The organism is Bariatricus sp. SGI.154, from assembly GCF_050313795.1.
Lineage (GTDB): Bacteria > Bacillota > Clostridia > Lachnospirales > Lachnospiraceae > CAMBRQ01.
Genome location: NZ_JBNPMC010000056.1, coordinates 1 through 17,762, shown reverse-complemented (window position 1 = coordinate 17,762; position 17,762 = coordinate 1). Strand labels below are relative to the sequence as shown.

12 protein-coding genes and 1 pseudogene are annotated in these 17,762 nt (G+C 43.1%); 12 read left to right on the top strand and 1 reads right to left on the bottom strand.

Translation table 11 applies throughout. From position 1 onward, the window contains the following. Window positions 1–210, bottom strand: a pseudogene (locus ACQRBN_RS16600) (cupin domain-containing protein); the annotation flags it as partial. Between the two features lie 241 nt (window positions 211–451). Here ACQRBN_RS16600 and trxB point away from each other — a divergent pair. The 12 genes from trxB (at window position 452) to ACQRBN_RS16540 (ending at window position 17,488) form a co-directional block, all read left to right on the top strand. Beyond that, window positions 452–1,390 (top strand): thioredoxin-disulfide reductase, encoded by a 939-nt coding sequence (trxB, locus tag ACQRBN_RS16595; protein WP_427740182.1) that lies wholly within the window; start codon window positions 452–454, stop codon window positions 1,388–1,390. A 32-nt stretch (window positions 1,391–1,422) separates the two neighbouring features. Then, window positions 1,423–2,802, top strand: coding sequence for an aminopeptidase (locus tag ACQRBN_RS16590; RefSeq protein ID WP_427740181.1), 1,380 nt, complete (start codon window positions 1,423–1,425; stop codon window positions 2,800–2,802). A gap of 9 nt (window positions 2,803–2,811) precedes the next feature. Beyond that, on the top strand, window positions 2,812–3,669 hold the full coding sequence (locus ACQRBN_RS16585) for a YitT family protein (RefSeq protein ID WP_427740180.1): 858 nt from the start codon (window positions 2,812–2,814) through the stop codon (window positions 3,667–3,669). A 12-nt stretch (window positions 3,670–3,681) separates the two neighbouring features. Next, on the top strand, window positions 3,682–6,579 hold the full coding sequence (locus tag ACQRBN_RS16580) for an insulinase family protein (RefSeq protein ID WP_427740179.1): 2,898 nt from the start codon (window positions 3,682–3,684) through the stop codon (window positions 6,577–6,579). 178 nt (window positions 6,580–6,757) lie between these two features. Then, the gene (locus ACQRBN_RS16575; RefSeq protein WP_427740178.1) at window positions 6,758–9,907 is read left to right on the top strand and encodes a hypothetical protein; all 3,150 of its coding nucleotides are present in this window, start codon (window positions 6,758–6,760) and stop codon (window positions 9,905–9,907) included. 26 nt (window positions 9,908–9,933) lie between these two features. Next, on the top strand, window positions 9,934–10,470 hold the full coding sequence (locus tag ACQRBN_RS16570; protein WP_427740176.1) for a hypothetical protein: 537 nt from the start codon (window positions 9,934–9,936) through the stop codon (window positions 10,468–10,470). Window positions 10,471–10,539: 69 nt separating this feature from the next. Beyond that, the gene (locus ACQRBN_RS16565; RefSeq protein WP_427740175.1) at window positions 10,540–12,291 is read left to right on the top strand and encodes an ABC transporter ATP-binding protein; all 1,752 of its coding nucleotides are present in this window, start codon (window positions 10,540–10,542) and stop codon (window positions 12,289–12,291) included. Beyond that, the gene (locus tag ACQRBN_RS16560) at window positions 12,288–14,003 is read left to right on the top strand and encodes an ABC transporter ATP-binding protein (protein ID WP_427740174.1); all 1,716 of its coding nucleotides are present in this window, start codon (window positions 12,288–12,290) and stop codon (window positions 14,001–14,003) included. The genes ACQRBN_RS16565 and ACQRBN_RS16560 overlap by 4 nt, the downstream gene beginning before the upstream one ends. Before the next feature lie 40 nt (window positions 14,004–14,043). Then, entirely contained in the window at window positions 14,044–14,958 is a 915-nt protein-coding gene (locus ACQRBN_RS16555; RefSeq protein WP_427740172.1) for a hypothetical protein, read from the top strand. A 4-nt stretch (window positions 14,959–14,962) separates the two neighbouring features. After that, complete coding sequence (locus ACQRBN_RS16550) at window positions 14,963–15,286, top strand: thioredoxin family protein (protein WP_427740171.1); 324 nt, start codon at window positions 14,963–14,965, stop codon at window positions 15,284–15,286. Between the two features lie 187 nt (window positions 15,287–15,473). Continuing rightward, window positions 15,474–16,742 (top strand): sensor histidine kinase, encoded by a 1,269-nt coding sequence (locus ACQRBN_RS16545; RefSeq protein WP_427740170.1) that lies wholly within the window; start codon window positions 15,474–15,476, stop codon window positions 16,740–16,742. After that, window positions 16,739–17,488: a LytR/AlgR family response regulator transcription factor gene (locus tag ACQRBN_RS16540; protein WP_427740169.1), complete on the top strand. Its 750-nt coding sequence runs from the start codon at window positions 16,739–16,741 to the stop codon at window positions 17,486–17,488. The genes ACQRBN_RS16545 and ACQRBN_RS16540 overlap by 4 nt, the downstream gene beginning before the upstream one ends. Window positions 17,489–17,762: the final 274 nt, after the last annotated feature.

The window sequence follows — 17,762 nt, the reverse complement described above, 5'->3', positions numbered from 1 at the left end:
CTTTCCGACACCATCAAGACAGGTTACGAATGCATTTCCGCCGGATTCATGGGTGCTGATCTCTTCACCAGCCCAGAAAGCGAACAGTGTAACACTGAGGGCAGAATTCTGTGCAAGAGTCTTGCTGACAACCTGCCCTTCCTGATAGGATACCTCATCTTTCAGTTTCAAAACTTCTGCTTTTTTAATGTTTTTCATTAGAGTAGACATCATTTTTCTCCTTATAAATGTTCTGTTTTTCTTATGATACCACAAAATATGAAAGATATAATAAAATACAAGATCATTTCGTATATAAATGAAAAAACAGGTGGTTATCACTGCAAAATAGCCCCTCTATATTGCCAAACGAGCAGTTGATATTGACGGTTGTTCGTTTTTTTTCTATCTTTAATAAAAATTAAACAAGTGTAGCGAGAAGCAAGTTGTATAGATAAAGGAGAAAGTACGAATGGGTGAAATCTATGATGTGATTATTCTAGGAGCAGGTCCTGCTGGGCTGGCAGCAGGATTGTATGCAGGAAGAAGCCGTCTATCTGCTCTCATTATTGAGAAGGGACAGGATGGTGGTCAGATAGCGGTCTCGGATGAGATTGAGAATTATCCGGGACAGAAGGTGGAAGGAGAGTCTGGTGCATCTCTGATTGCAAGGATGACAGAGCAGACTGAACGATTCGGAACTAAGCGCGTAACGGATACGATTACAGAAGTAGTTCTGGAAGGAGAAATAAAGGTATTGAGAAGTGCAAGGGCTGAGTATCAAGCGAAAAACGTGATTATTGCGACCGGTGCGCATCCAAGACCGATTGAATGCAAAGGCGAGGCAGAATATATAGGAAAGGGTGTATCCTATTGTGCAACCTGTGATGCGAATTTCTTCGAGGATCTTGAGGTATATGTAGTCGGAGGCGGAGATTCCGCAGTTGAAGAGGCAATGTATCTTACGAAATTCGCAAGAAAAGTTACTTTGATCCACAGAAGAAATGAACTTCGTGCGGCAAAGTCCATACAGGAGAAAGCCTTTAAGAATCCCAAACTTGAGTTCATGTGGGATACTATTGTAGAAGAACTTGGCGGAGATGAGATTCTGTCCGAGATGACAGTGAAGAACGTGAAAACAGGAGAAACTACCAGGATTGTAGCAGATGAAGAGGACGGCCTGTTCGGTCTTTTTGGGTTTGTCGGCACTCTTCCGAATTCTAAGTTGTTCGAAGGAATCATTGATATGGATGAGCGTGGATATATTAGGACGGATGAAGATATGCATACGAATATTCCGGGAGTATATGCGGCAGGGGACGTAAGGATTAAGAGCCTGAGACAGGTAGTAACAGCGGTGGCTGACGGAGCGATTGCGGCGGTACAGGTTGAAAGAAGTATGCAGGGATAATATTGACAGAGGCACAAAGGAGAAAAAGGAAGATGGAACATCAAAATGCATGGCTATCCTATGAGAAGGATGACCAAGAGAAACTTCAGGTATTATGTGAGAAATATAAACAGTACCTTGATTGGGGAAAAACAGAGCGTGAATGTGTCCGCTATACGATACGACTGGCAAAGGAAGCAGGATACCGGGACATAAAGGAAGTGATTCGTAACGGAGAGATTTTAGAACCAGGCGACAGAGTCTATGTAGTGAATATGGAGAAAGCGGTTGCATTGTTCCAAATTGGAAGAAGAGGTCTCGAAGAGGGAATGAACATACTTGGAGCACATATCGACTCACCGCGTATCGATGTGAAGCAGAATCCACTTTATGAACTGGATTCCTTTGCATATCTGGATACACATTATTATGGAGGAATCAAGAAATATCAGTGGGTAACGACACCACTTGCGATTCATGGAACGGTTGTTAAGAAGGATGGAACAGCAGTGAAGGTGTGCATTGGAGAGCAGGAAGAAGATCCGGTATTCGTCATTACTGATATTCTGGTGCATTTGTCAGCGATGCAGATGGAGAAGAAAGCGTCTGAGGTGATTGAAGGAGAAAAACTGGATCTTCTGATTGGCAATTGCCCAATCCCTGAGGAGAAGGAAGACGCTGTAAAGAAGAACGTACTTCGTCTGTTAGAAGAGGCATATGGAATTGAAGAGGCAGATTTCTATTCGGCGGAACTGGAGATTGTACCGGCAGGAAAAGCGCGTGATTGTGGTTTCGACCGAAGTATGATACTGGGATATGGGCAGGATGACCGTATCTGTGCATTCACTTCACTGGAAGCAATGCTGGCGATGCAGGAGACGGATAAGACGCTTTGCTGTCTGCTGGTGGATAAGGAGGAGATAGGAAGTGTGGGCGCAACAGGTATGGCGTCCAGATTCTTTGAGAATGCAGTGGCAGAACTTGTAGCCCTGACCGAGGGAGAATCAGAACTTAAGGTTAGAAGGACGCTTCAGAATTCTCGGATGTTGTCTTCTGATGTCAGTGCAGCCTATGATCCGATGTTTGCAGAGGTGTTTGAAAAGAGGAGTGCAGCCTTTTTTGGAAGAGGCATGTCTTTTAATAAATTCACCGGAAGCAGAGGAAAGAATGGCTCTAATGATGCCAATGCAGAATTTATCGCAGATATTCGCCGAATCATGGATGAGGCAAAGACGGCATATCAATTTGCCGAACTTGGACGCGTAGATGTTGGAGGCGGTGGAACGATTGCGTATCTGACTGCGAATTATGGTATGGAAGTAATTGACAGTGGAGTCGCAGTACTGAATATGCATGCGCCATATGAAGTCAGCAGCAAGGCAGATATCTATGAGGCTGTAAAGGGATATCGTGCATTTTTGAAAAATGCATAGAGGGATGATATGAAGAATACTGCGGGGAAATGTGTTATAAAAGATTATCTGATTATTGTGGCAGGAATGGCAGCGGGGAGCGTGGGAATCTACTTTTTCCTGATTCCAAGTGGAATTATCATGGGAAGTATTACAGGTCTTGCAATGATACTGGTGAAGATTTTGCCGACATCATTGTCAATGATGACACTTATTCTCAATGTAGTTTGCCTGATCGTTGGCTTTGTGGTTTTGGGGAAAGAGTTTGGGACAAAAACAGTATTGGCTTCGGTATTAGCGCCTGTATTCTTATATATTTTTGAAGAGGTATTTCCGAATCATAATTCATTTACAGGTGAAATTATGCTGGATGGACTGATTGCAATACTGATCATCGGTGCAGGTCAGGCTCTGCTATTCTGTGTAAATGCATCTAGCGGGGGGATGGATATTCTGGCGAAAGTTTTGAATAAGTATACGCATCTGGAATTGGGAAAGGCAGTTGCAGTCATAGGAATGGTTATCGTTGGCAGTTCCGTATTGGTGTATGATATCAGGACTGTAATCATTGGACTTTTCTTTACTTACTGTAGTGGTCTTGTTGTAAATGAATTCCTGAATGGATTTTCCCGTAAGAAAAGAGTGTGTATTATATCAGAAAAATCTAAGGAACTGAAGGATTATATTCTGTATGAGATAAACAGAGGTGTCACTGTGTATGATGTGGTAGGTGCTTATCAGAACAAAAGCAGGAAGGAACTGGTAACAATACTGAATCAGAATGAATATGTGCTTCTCATGCAGAGGATATATGAAGTGGATGAACGGGCTTTTGTCACAGTTTCCTCAGTAAGTGAAGTGGCAGGCAGTTGGAATGGAAAAGGATAAAGGAGCAATAATATGGACGAAAAACAGAAGCACGGATTTATATTGGATCATATCAGAGAACTTCCGGAGATAAAAGCAGTTCTTTATCAGATGCACTATGAGAAAAACGGCGCAAAGCTTATGTGGCTTAAGCGCAGAGAAGAGAATAAGACATTTGCGATTGCGTTTAAGACGCTTCCAAGCGACGATACGGGAGTATTTCATATATTAGAGCATTCTCTTCTCTGCGGTTCTGAAAAATATCAGATGAGTAAGCCTTTCGTGGAGATGATTAAGAGTTCGCTTCAGACGTTTATGAATGCGTTTACATTTCCGGACAAGACCATGTACCCGGTGTGCAGCCGCAATCATCAGGATTTTCTGAATCTGATGGATGTGTATCTGGATGCGGTGCTGCATCCTCTCTGTGTTACGAAAAAGGAGATATTTCTTCAGGAGGGATGGCACTATGAGATGGAGTTTGCGGAAGATGAAGTGACATGTAACGGTGTTGTATATAATGAGATGAAAGGAGTATACGCATCTCCGGATGCGACGATTGACAGTACGATGAATCGTCTTCTTTTTCCGGATAATTGTTATCGCTTTCAATCCGGTGGGGATCCGGAGCATATCACGGAACTGACGTATGAGAATTACATAGCGAATTATAAGCGGTTCTATCATCCGTCTAATGCATATATCATATTGGACGGAGATATGGAGATTGATGCAGTGCTTGCGAAGATTGGCAATGTTTTAAGTGAATATGACAGACTGGATATCGACAGTAAGATTCCGATACAGAAGCCGGTACGGTCGGAAGAGTGCATCTGCTCTTATGAAGTTGGAAGTAATGAAGAGGCAGAACATAAGATGATTCTGGCTGGCGGATGGGTATATGGGCGTTTTGATGAACTTGAAAAAGATATAGCGTGTTCTGTACTTGCAGAGTTGCTTTGTTCATCTAACGAATCTCCTCTTAAGAGTGCAATCTTGGAGAAGGGACTGGCAGAAGATGTGGAACTTGGGAAAATTGATGGAATCCAGCAGTCCTATCTCAAACTTGTGATACGTAATACATCTGAAGAGAAGAAAGAAGAAGTGTGGGATACTATTTATACTACATTGAAAACGCTGGCTTCTCAGGGAATGGATCATAAGAGACTGGAATCCATATTAAGTCGTATGGAATTTAATATGCGGGAGAAAGAATCTGGAAGTTTTCCGGAGGGAGTTATGCATGCGATTCAAATGTTGGAGAGTTGCCTGTATGGGGGTGATCCGGCACAGAATCTGTGTTACAATCAGGTGTTTAGTTCTATTAGAAATAAGATAGAGAAGGGATATTTTGAACAACTAATAAAAGAGGTATTGTTAGAAAATCCGCATTACGCCAGAATATCCCTTCAACCCTCCAAAACGCTTGGAGAAGAGAAAAGAATCAGAGAAAGAGAACGGCTGCAGACAATCAAGGAGCAGTGGTCGGAAGAGGAGAGGCAGAAAGTTGTAGGTGAATTCCAGTATCTAAGAGAAGTGCAGGGAACACCGGATAGCCCTGAACAACTAGCGGCACTTCCGATGCTGTCCTTGTCTGATATCTCAGAAGAGGTAGAAGAGGTTTCACAGGTTGTTACAGAAGTAGAAGGTAATCAGGTTCTTTTGCAGAGGCTGGAGACAGAAGGGATTACACATATTACGTATTATTTTTCATTGGAAGATCAGACTTTGGAGGAACTTAGTAAAATATCTTTCCTTCGAACGCTTTTGGGACAGACGGAGACTAAGCATTATAGAGCGCTTGAACTTCAGGCAGAGCTGGAAGGGAGACTTGGACGTTTCCAGTCTTCTGTAGATGTATTTGCCAAGTGGGGACAGACTGATGAGTGTAAGCCATATCTGGTTATTAATGTGTCTGTATTGGATGAGAAGATAGAAGAAGCAGTAGAGATTATTGCGGAGGTTCTGACTGGTTCTAGTTTCTGTGATATACAGTATATCCGCAATAGGATACGGCAGCTTCGGATGTCAATGGAGCAGCATATATTGATGTCAGGAAATAGTTATGCGATGCGACGCATTGCAGCCGGATTCTCAGCCAGAGGTAAGGTGCAGGAAGCATTCCAGGGAATTCAGATGCTTCGATGGGTGCAGAAAATTGATGATCATTTTGATCAGGAAGGCGAGAAATTACTTCAGGATCTGGAACAGTTATGTAGAAGGATATTGGTAAAAGAGCGCGCAGTGCTTAGCGTTACAGGGAATACCAGTAACCTGTGGCTGACACGGCTGATTCAATTACTGCCAGATGGACCGAACCAGAAGGGTGAGGCGGTAAGGTATCCGGCAGCGGCTTCCGGGAAGATGGGAATCCAGATTCCGGCGGAGATTGGATTTGCAGGGAAGGGTGCGAACCTTAAGATATATGGAGCACAGTATCATGGAACTATGCAGGTGGCAGCGAGAATACTTACTTATGGTTATCTGTGGAATACGATTCGTGTAAAAGGAGGGGCATACGGTACAGGACTTAGCATATCGGAGAATGGAGATGTTACATTTACAAGTTTTCGTGATCCAAGTGCAGCCAATTCTCTGGAGGGCTTCAACGGAGCAGGAGCAGCGCTTCGAAGTCTCTGTGAGAGTGATGAGCCGTTAGACAGATATATTGTCAGTACTATAGCCTCGATGGAACCTCTCTTGAGCGTACGACAGAAAGGTATTCAGGCTGCAGAAGATTACTTAAGCGGAGTGACAGTTAAGATGCGGCAGAAGGTACGCAGCGAGATCTTGCATACGACCAGAGAAGAACTGATCTGGGTAAGTGATGTTCTGGATTATATCTGTGAGAACGCAGGAGTATGCGTGATAGGAGGAAAAACTTCTCTGGATGCTGTGGGTACAATTCTTAATCAGGTGGAGAATCTGTAGATAGGTATGGCAGCAAAATACATAGGACGAGGGAGGTGGTTGTCGAAAAATGCCGAATAGGTGTCGAAATCTTCCGAATAGACAGAACGTATTGAGAGATGGATTCGCTTTTGCTACGATTGTGAAGATAAAATGTGAGTAGAATAAACTTCTATTCATATCTAAGGAGCGTGAGAGCATGAAAGATAAGAAAAAGATTATTATTGGAGGGATAGTTGTACTGGTGTTATGTATCGGTATCGGCTGCGGCTATCTTGTATCCAGAAATGGCGGCATCGAAGAACTGCTTGATGGTACGCCGTTATCGGAGATCTTGGATAAAGATTCCAAGGATGGTGACAGTGAACTTGAAGACGGTTTGGATGCAGATGCAGCGGGAGCAGGTGGCGCAGGTGATGCGGGTGATGCAGGAGCGGCAGGTAATGGTACGACTAAGACCGGTTATGTGGATAACGGTGGGGCTCAGGTAAGTGGTACTAGCGCAAGCAACAGTTATAGTATTAAAATGAGTGATCTGTGCACGTTCTCAGACCCGTCGGGAATTAGTTTCGACAGAAGGTATGTGCTGCATGGCGGTTCCGATTGTATGCCTGCGAAGAGAGCAGCTAATCTGGGATATAGCTGTAAAGAAGCATATGTAGTGCTGTATGCTAAGGGAGGAAAGGCAGCAGGTGAATACGTGTGTTATGTGATGTCCAGTGAAGCAGAAGCAAAGGAATATGCATCTAAATTAGCAAAAAGTGGTTATAGCGGAGGCGGAATGAGTTGTGGAAACTGGGGAGATGTAACATATGTATATTCTTCCGGAAGTTATGTTCAGACATCTATTAATACGTATTATAGTAACGGTGCAATTAAGTCGGCAACTCCAGAGGCATATCTTGCTATGAGTTTTTACTTTGGTGGAATGAGCGAGTACAAGCCGTCTGCAAGTTCGAATGGTGGAAACGGAACAAGCAATCCGGGCAGTCCTGTAACACCGAATAATCCGAGCAATCCGAATAATCCGAACACACCAGATAATCCGAACACGCCGGATAATCCCAATATACCAGATAATCCAGATACACCGGACAATCCAAGTGTTTCAGATGAAAAGAGTATTGTGGTTACAGCGGAGCAGCTGACAGATAAGATTGAGGAAGCTAAGGCTACAATGAAGAACACTTACCAGATAGTAGTTACGGATAAATATACGTTCAAAGATCCGGAAGGTTTAGAGTATGATGAGCGTTATGTCTTATATGGAGGTTCTGACTGCGGAGGAGTTGTTGCGGCAGGTCAGAATGGAGCTGAAACATATAGTGCATATGAAGTCTTCTATCTTAAAGATGGTCAGCTTGTAGGAGCCTATAGATGTTTTGATGCTAAGAGTGAAGCTGATGCAAAACAAGTGAAAAATGCATTTGGGTCGATCGGTGAAGTGGATATACAGGGAAGAGTTGCTTGTATAAAGATGAACATAGCATTTGTGCAGCAATTTATTGAGTACTATGCACAGAATGGTTATAGTAAAGAAGCAACCCCGAAAGCATATATGCAGGCGATGGTATCCATGGAAAACTATAAGTTCTTCAAAAATCCGAATCCTGCAGAAGATCCGAATCCTCCGGTTCCACCAGTGACAGAACTGAAAGGTACTACACAGGATGAGGCATTTGCGGTAAAATTAAGTGACAGTTATACTTATGATGAGTCACAAGTACTGCCGCCAACATTCGAATACGATGTCCGTTACGTATTGTATGGTGATGAGACATGTGGATATGCTGTACAGTGTAATGCAACAGGATTCTATGAAATTCTGTATTGCGCAGATGGAAAAGCATTGAATGAGATTAAAGTTTATGTGATGGCTGACAGCGAAGCAGCAGGAGCATTAGCGCAGCAGTTGTTTGATGGAGGAATGTATGCGGTAGCGATGCCGAATACGAATGTAGTGCTTGCCATTGATTCGAATGTGCAAAGTATGATTAATGATTATGCGGGATATGGAGTGTTAAGTGAAGCAACTCCGGAAGCATATCTTGACAAGATGTTTGTTGAGATGGGTGGAATGAAAGAGGTCAAGGAGACAGATAGTAATCTGACTCCGGAAAAGGAGAAAGTCTTTGACATTAAGATGACCGATGGGTATACTTTTGTAGACTCTGAGAATTTTACCCAGTCATATGATAAACGATATGTATTATATATGGATGGAGAACAGGTTACGCAGATGTTTGGCGGGGCAACGGGATTCTATGAGATTGTGTATGCTAAAGATAATCAGGTGATTGGCATCTATCAATGCCTTGTAATGCCGGATAAGGATAAAGCAGAAACTTTCAAAAAGCAATCTCTGACACAGCCGGGAGTAGAGCCGGATAATGTGAAAATAATAGATACAGTTGTTACGATATTTGCTCCGAAGGAAATTGCGCAGAAGAATGTAGATATGTATGTGCAGTATCAAATTATTAACGAAGCGACCGCAGAAGCATATGTGAATGCCCAGATTGCTCAGGGAAGGAAAATGATCACATCTTCCCCATCCACAAGTGGAGAATCAGAAGATTTGTCAGCATCGATGGCACGTGTAGCCGAGAAGGTAGGAATCGAGCCAAAGACAGAGGAATCTGAACTGGTGGAAGCGGCCAAGGCAGCGGGAATTAAGCCGGAGACAGAAGAGTCTGTATTGGTGAAAGATATGGAAGAATCCGAAAGTGAATCAGAGGAAGAACTGACTGAAGAAGAATTTGATCCGGCAACAGCAGGAACTGTAGAAGAGGTGGAAGAGAAGCCGGAAACACCTGTAGAAGAAGCGATTGATCCGGCAGTAGCAGGAAATACAGTAGTAGAGACTGTGCCAGAATCAGCACCAGAGGCAGCACTGGCAGAGGAGTTCGATCCGGCAACTGCAGGCAATACAGAAGTGCCGGCGGCACCGGAAGAGACAGCGGCAGCATCGGTACAGGAACCGAATCCAACAGATATCCAGATGACATCAGATGATACTTATTCTGATCCGGAAGGATTGCAGTATGATAAACGATATGTGCTTCATGGTGATAAGAACAGCCAGCTGGCAATTCAGCTGACAACCCGAAATCATGCGGAAGTCACTGAAGTATATGAGATATTCTACATAAAAGACGGTAATGTTGTCGCTGAATATCAGTGCTTCATTATTGGCGGAAGAGTAACTTGTAACGAGACAAAAGCAGAGGAGCTGCAGGCGATGCTGCATAATCTTCCGAGTACAGAGCAAGGATATGAAGCAAATCCGGATGGCTATCTTAAGTTTATGGAAGAGGTCAATGGACTTGTAGATGTTGACAAGAAGTAATAAGGCAGGACAAGGAGATAGGAAACGTGAGAAATAAACTGATTGCTATTTTAATGTGCGTAGTGTTAGGTATTATGATGGCGGGATGCGGATCGGATGACAGTGATTCAAAGTCGGAAGACAATGCACCGGAGATTGATAAGGATTTTAGCATTGCTATGACAGACAACTATACATTTACGGACCCGGAAGATCTGGATTTTGATCAGCGATATGTTCTGGTTGGTGATGAAAGCTGTAAGCTGCTGTCAGATATGAAGAACTTTGGCTATACTGCAACGAATGTGTATCAGATTGTATATGCCAAGGATGGTGTGGCAGCAGGAGAGTATGATTATTTTGTGACACCGGATGAAGCAAGTGCTACGGAACTTGCAGAGTTTTACTCTTCTCAGGGACAGAACGTTACCCAGGAGGGAAATATACTTTATGCCAGTGTAGATGGTGATACTCTTCAGGCGAATATTACGCTGTACGCCAGCAGTGGAAATTCGATGTCTGAGGAGACAGTTGAAGCATACGTTGAGATGATGAAGAACTTTAATGGTCTGATGGATTATTAAGGAGATCCCGAAGCGGCAGACAGGAAATATCTGTCTGTCGCTTATTTACACCCGAAAGGAGATACGATTGTGAGTGAGAAAGTAAAAAAGGCGGAAACTGGCAAGGGGCACTGGCACAGTTTCTGGAACCTTTTAAAGAAGATACATTTACCGTGGCATTGGATTATCATCGCATTCCTTTGTAATTTTTGCTATAACAAAGTTATGTTAAAACTTCCGACTGTTTCGGCAGGACTTATGAGTGGAAGCACGGATAGTAAAGTGTTGTGGGATGCCATCATGTTCTATGTACTTTTTACGATTGTGTTATGTGCAGATGTAGCGCTTCGTTCACCTGCACGTCACATTGCGGCAAGAAATGTACGGCGTGTGGTATGGAAGAAGATGCTCCATATTCGGATGGATTATTATGACAGCAATGATCCATCAGATATGATGAGTGTAATCACCAACGATGCTACAACGGCGACAGAGTTGTTGGTAGAATTTTTAGTAGGATTTCTTCCGACAGTTTATTATGCTGTAACAGCATTAAAAACGATATCCTCTTATAATGTTTGGCTTATGCTTTCTGTGTTCATACTTTTGCCTGTCAAGATTATCTATACGGTATTTGTTGGACGGTGGCAGTATAAGACCCAGTTTGGCGTGTTTAGTCAGATTGGTAATTTGACGGCATATCTTGCAGAGCGTGTCAGAAGTTTGAGTCTGATCAAGACCTATACAAATGAAGAAAAAGAGTTAAAGAACGGTGAGAATGCGGCATATGGATTGTTTGATGCCTATATGCAGGTGAATAAACTTCAGTGTGTAGTATCGGCATTATCTACGCTGATTGGTATGGCTCAGACTATGGCTGTTATGGTATTTGGAGTGATTCTTCTGAAGCTAGGGGATATTACGCTTCAGCAATGGATAGCATTCTTCATGTTCTCTTCAACACTTTCTACATCTTTTGATAATCTGATTAACTATTGGATGAATCTTAAGATGATTCAGGGAACTTTAGCAAGAACTTCTCATCTTTTGATGGCACCGGAAGAAGAGGATACGGTAAAGGATACAAAGAAGCCGGAAGGCACGGATATTGTATTTGAGAATGTATCGTTTGCTTATGGAGATAAGAAGGCGCTTAAAAATATTTCTTTCCAAGTACCGGCAGGAAGTTCTACTGCAATCATAGGTTTATGTGGAAGCGGCAAGACGACATCACTTAGCCTGCTTGAGCATTTTTATGAACCGAGTGAAGGTAAAGTGACATTAGGCGGAGTGCCTGTATCCGAGATGACGCTTGATGAACTTCGTGGATACATGGGATATGTGCAGCAGGGAGCGGATATCTTCAGTGGAACTGCCAGAGAAGCTCTTACATATGGTCTTCATAGAGAGGTGTCTGATGATGAGATATGGAAAGCAGCAGAGAAGTCAGGGTTTGCAGAGATTCTTAGAAAATGGGAAAGTGGTCTGGATACGCCGGTTGCGCCGGGAGGGACTTCCATGTCTGGCGGACAGAGACAGAAACTGGTACTGACAAGAGAATTTATGCGCGACACGGATATCCTGCTTCTTGACGAGCCGACTTCTGCATTAGATGCGGCAGCTTCTAAGCTGGTACAGGATACGATATTTGAGATGTTCCCGAATAGAACGAAGATTATGGTTACGCATGATCTTTCATTAATTGAAAGGGTAGACCAGATTATTGTGCTGCATAACGGAGTGTTGGCAGGATGCGGTAATTACAGTGAATTATATGGGAATTGTGAGGCTTTCATGGATCTGATTGCCGCCTGTGAGGCAGAAAAGGAGGCAGTACAATGATTAAACAGATAAAGGGTTATACGAAGATATTCAAGGGTATGAAACTGCCGTGGCTTCTTTTGTTCCTGGTGATAGTAATCTGTATGATTCGGTCACATGTGGAGGTTGAGGCCATCACAATTACGGCATCTATTATTGATGGAACACAGAACTCTATTAAGACAGACGAATTGATACGGTATATTGAATTCCAGTTAATAGCCGGGATTATTACGATTGCATTTACTTATGCATCCGGTCTGCTGCTGCAGAAGATTAACCTTGCAGTGCGTCTGAGAGTATGGGATAAGATGATGCATCTTCCGACCAGTTATTATGATACGGATAATGTGAACGAACTTGTAACTCGTGTGACGACTGATGCAGATTGTGCGGGAAATTATTTCCAGATTCTGATTAACATATTTACAGCAGTCTATGCTGGAATTGTGGCTTACCAGAAATTATTTTCATTCCAGTTCCAGATGGCGCTGGCCAGTCTTCTGATCGTACCTGTAGTGGTGGGAATTACAGTACTTTACGGCAAACTTACCTTTCGGACGGGAGCAGTAGCAAGAACCAGGCTGGCAGCTATGATGGGATATCTTGCGGAACATGTACGAGGGCTTCGTCTTATTAAGTCTTTCCGTGTGGAAGAAGAGGAGAGAATGAAGGCAGATGATTTGTTTAAGAAACAGTGTAAAGCAGATATTTTTCTTAGTTACACCTCTATGATTCAGCTTGGAGGTATGGAAGTTGTCGGATGCCTTACGATTGTCGTGTCCTTTGTATTGGGAAGTCAGATGGTTGCATCGGGTGAGATTACAGTTGGAAAATTAATTGGTTTTTATACGCTGTGTTCTATGGCTGTAGCACGGTTTGCAACATTATGTACAAATTTTGGTGAATTTTCAAAAAATGCGGGTATCGTTCATAAGATCGGGCAGATTCTGGAAGTTCCGAATGAGCCGGAGGACGGATGTGAGATGGATGTTGCTGATGCGGATATTATTCTTAATCACGTGAACTTCTCTTATCAGACAGCATCTGTACTTAGGGATCTGAATTGCTCGATTCCGAAGAGGAAGGTTACAGCGATTGTCGGAACCAATGGGGCAGGAAAGAGTACATTATTTAAGTTGTTGGAGCGTATGTATAACCCGACAGAAGGTCAGATATATTTTGGAAATAAAGATATTACGGATTTTAAACTTTCTTCCTGGCGTAAGAGTTTCGCTATTGTGGCTCAGGATAAGCCGCTTCTGTCCGGTACAATCCGGGAGAATATTATGTACGGCGTAGAGCGCCAGGTATCAGAAGAAGAATTGATCCATGTGGCAAAGATGGCGAATATCTATGATTTCGTCATGAATACGCCAGGGCAGTTTGATGCTGAAGTCGGACCGGGAGGATCGAACTTCTCGGGGGGACAGCAGCAGTGTATCGCTATTGCAAGAGCCATGATGCGTAATCCGGATTATCTGCTTCTGGATGAGGCAACCAGTAATCTGGATGTGAAGAGTGAGCAACAGGTGACTGCAGCGCTCAGTAATCTGATGAAGGGCAGAACTACGATATTGATTGCACATAATTATTCCGCTACGGTATTCGCGGATCAGGTGATTGTTTTGTGTGACGGAGAGATACAGGCTGTTGGGACGCCTGAGGAATTGCTTAAGACGAATGAGTATTATCGGACATTTGCAAAAGCGGGATCAGGAGTTGCAAAATAAGAATTATAGAAATACAGAATTGAAAGGAAGTATATATAGTATGAAGTCTAAAATGCTAAACTGCTACGACTATACGCAGCTTGAGGTGGCAGAGGAATTGGGACGTTGGCGTTATCCTGACAGTGAGATCCAGGAGGAACTGGAAGCACTTGCGAGAGATCATTCTGGTGAAGAAGAGATGGAAGAAGTGAAGGAAGGCGATAGTGTACGCTGTATATGTACAGAGTCTTCTTTAGAGAACTGGAAGGGACGAACGGTACTTTTATATCCGGGACGTAAACTGCCGGGGGCTGAAGAAGCAGAAGCAGCAGTCATCGGAAAGAAAGTTGGAGAAGAATTCAATTGTTGTATGAAAAGTACAGAATTCACTCTTAAGGTAGAGAAGGTGGTGCGTAAGCATGTAATGAAAGTCTGTGATGAATTAACTGCCATACTAAATCTTCCGGGGGTTCAGACAGTGGAGGATTATTATCGCTGGTATCATGAGCAGCATGACAGAGAGCATAAGGACAAAGCTTGTATCGTAATCTCACGGTATTGGTTAGAAGAGATGTCCAAACGCAGTGAATTCCAGATTGATGAGGAAGAGAAGAAAGCGTGGTGTCTTCACCATGCAAAGGGCATGTACGATGCTTATATGGAATCTGGAATTGATGTAAGAAAGCAGCCGGATGGAACCATGATTACGCAGGAAGAGGCTATTGAAGGGATTGCACAGACACAGGAGAGATATTTTATTCCTTATCTTATGTATTGCTATTTCTGTGAGAAAGATAATTTTGTGCTGACGGAGGAAGGATTGGTTGCGGAAGTAGAGAAGATGGCAAAAGAGCGTGGGAAAAAGGCAGAAGACCTTATGAAGCAGGCTGATATTGAGACATTTAGAATGGTAAAATATCAGGAGCATACATTTCATATGTTAATGGCAGATGCGGAAAAATATCTGGAGGTGTAAGAAGATGGCAGTAATAGAAGCGACAAGTGAGAATTTTGATGAATTGATTCAGACGGCAGAGTATGCGGTGGTGGATTTCTACGGGGATCATTGCGGAGCATGCGTGGCTACTGCGCCGTATTATAGAGAAGTAGCGGATGATATGGCATTTATAAAATTCATTCAGGTGAATACTTCTGTACACAGAGATCTTGCCAAGAGATTCCGGATCATGGGGATTCCGGCATTTCGCTATTTTAAGAATGGTGAACTTGTACATAAGTCAACAGGAGGTATGGATACCGAAAGGATTCATGAAGAATTGGCTAAGATGCTGTATCATGACTAGAGTAGGATTCGTGTCACGAATTCCAGAGATAACGGAGTTGTGGTAGAATCAGCGTACAGTGCAGGTTTTCGCTATATCAGAAGACCGGAGATATTCTGGGATGAGAAAAAATAATGTCGTTTACTTGACACATTTTTGGGGGATGTTATACTAAAAAATAAAAAAAATTAAGAAAGGAGAAAGTGTTATGCGTATTGTCAGCTACGGTTTTTTGGGAGTCGGTGCGGCTGTTTCTTGTTTCCTGGCTTTTTGGTGGCTGGGAACTCCAAGGAGACGATGCATAGCACTTTCTCTTATAGCAGGAATTATCTGTGGTATATCAGTCTGTCTTAATCTGGATGTTCAGATGTGCATTGCGATGTGTTTTTTATTTCTTATCATCTATATTCCGATTATAATGCAGCCAAGAACTGAGATTATTGACATCATTGCGATGGTCTCTATATCCTGTGCATGCTTTGGTATGCTGCAGATGACTGCCGGTACTTTGCTTCGAATAAGTATGATTTCTCTTTTCTTCCGTGTCATGTTGATTATTGTATATTTGGTAGGTGTTTTTTTTATCTATCGCAAGATGGAAGAAGGATTCCCGGGTGCGGGATGGCAAGAGTGTTTTGCTGAGAGTGAGCCTTCTAAGAATGGCAAACGTCGTGTGATGACAAAGTTTGGGCTTCTTTTTGCCGGGTATGGTTTCTGCCTTGGGATGCCGGCAGTGATGGGAGTACATTCAGTTGCTGCGATGTGGTTAGAGTGGTTCGCCTTTTTTGGAGGACTTAGGCTGATCAATCTGATTATATCGAGCCGTAAGGAGAAACTGACAATTCTTACAGAGAAACAATACCGGGATGATATGCAGACCTATATGAGTGTCATCCGTTCCCAGAGACATGATTATAATTTCCATGTGCAGACACTCCATGGACTTCTGCTTCGGAAGGATTACGAAGCATGTGAGGCATATCTGGATGAACTTCTGAAAGATTCGATTGCCATGAATCAGTTGCTTCCGCTCCAGGATGCAGCGATTAGTGCGCTGATTCTATCTTTTCAGAGCAAGGCGGCGCAGAGTGGAATCCGTATGGAGATATCGATTGAAAATGACCTGTCTCAGGTTGCCACGAATGTCTATGAGACGAACAAGGTAATCGGGAATCTCTTGCAGAATGCGATTGATGAGACTGAAGTGCTGCCGGATAAATCATATGGAATTAAACTATCGATTCTTAAAAGAGGCGAGTTCTGTATTATCAATGTGTCTAATCGGACAAGACACAGGAATCCTATGGAGAATTATCAGATAGGACATTCGGCAAAGGTGGGACATGAAGGAATCGGAATTGCCTCGATTCAGGCGCTTGCTGCCAGATACGGTGGGGTTGTGTACTCCAGGATGGAAGATGATATTATATACTTTGTTGCAAAACTCCCATTGCGGCTGATTAAGGAGGGAGCATGATGTTTGAAGGACTGGTGCTGGTGGTTGATGACCAGCCTATCGCAGTGGAGGATTCCATTGCTGCTTTAAAGCACTATGTATCAGAGGAGCAGATTCTATATACTGCGTATGCATCTAAGGCGGTGCAGTTCATGGATACCAGACCTGTTTCGCTGGTGTTTTTAGATATTGAAATGCCGGATACGAGTGGATTCGCACTGGCAGCACATATAGAAGAGTATCATAAGGAGATTCCATATGTGTTCCTTACAGGGCATGCGGATTTCGCGGCTGAGAGTTATGAGTATGAGCCGGTTGATTTTCTTACAAAGCCAGTGGATGTAATGAGACTTGGCAAGACGTTTGAGAGAGTCTCAAAGAGAAGGAAATCCCTGGATGGTGGGAAAGTAGCGGTGCGGGCAGGGCAGGATTATGTGCTTGTGGAACCGAAGGAGATTCTCTACATATGCAAGGAAAAGAGAAAGGTCTGGATACGTCTGAAGGAAGGAAAGGAATATCAGGTAGCTTCTACACTTGATGAACTGGAACGAATCTTTTGTGATTATGGTTTTTTTCGATGTCATCAGTCGTTTCTGATTCCTATGGGGAATATTAAGCATGTGAATTCCAGCAGATTTGGTCAGACTTACGAGGCTACACTAGATGATAAGACGGTTGTGCCGGTCAGTAGAAGCAAGTATGGTAAATTAAAGTCAGAACTGGAAGTTTTGGGGATTCCGTTTGTGAAAGGGATTATATCAAAATAGTCTGAAATGGTGGTTGTTCTTAATGGCAACCACCATTTTTGGGCTAGCATTTGGGATCTGCCGATGGTAAATCTTGTGAGTCGAATCCGTGTCAGATACACCGCAGCAGATGCTCCATCTTGCGTACTCCCGCTTTTTGCGAGGTAATGATAGCATGAAGAATGGGCACTAGTTCCGGGCAGATCGGTTGCTTAATTTTCTTTGAAAGGTCATAGTAAAAACCTCTTTTTAGTCTAATCTATGTAAAAGCAAGAAAATGGTGTATTGGCTGATT

Coding starts and splice junctions, on each gene's coding strand:
- ACQRBN_RS16550 (WP_427740171.1), top strand. CDS start 14,963: ATGGCAGTAATAGAAGCGACAAGTGAGAATTTTGATGAATTGATTCAG.
- ACQRBN_RS16555 (WP_427740172.1), top strand. CDS start 14,044: ATGAAGTCTAAAATGCTAAACTGCTACGACTATACGCAGCTTGAGGTG.
- trxB (WP_427740182.1), top strand. CDS start 452: ATGGGTGAAATCTATGATGTGATTATTCTAGGAGCAGGTCCTGCTGGG.
- ACQRBN_RS16580 (WP_427740179.1), top strand. CDS start 3,682: ATGGACGAAAAACAGAAGCACGGATTTATATTGGATCATATCAGAGAA.
- ACQRBN_RS16560 (WP_427740174.1), top strand. CDS start 12,288: ATGATTAAACAGATAAAGGGTTATACGAAGATATTCAAGGGTATGAAA.
- ACQRBN_RS16575 (WP_427740178.1), top strand. CDS start 6,758: ATGAAAGATAAGAAAAAGATTATTATTGGAGGGATAGTTGTACTGGTG.
- ACQRBN_RS16540 (WP_427740169.1), top strand. CDS start 16,739: ATGATGTTTGAAGGACTGGTGCTGGTGGTTGATGACCAGCCTATCGCA.
- ACQRBN_RS16590 (WP_427740181.1), top strand. CDS start 1,423: ATGGAACATCAAAATGCATGGCTATCCTATGAGAAGGATGACCAAGAG.
- ACQRBN_RS16585 (WP_427740180.1), top strand. CDS start 2,812: ATGAAGAATACTGCGGGGAAATGTGTTATAAAAGATTATCTGATTATT.
- ACQRBN_RS16545 (WP_427740170.1), top strand. CDS start 15,474: ATGCGTATTGTCAGCTACGGTTTTTTGGGAGTCGGTGCGGCTGTTTCT.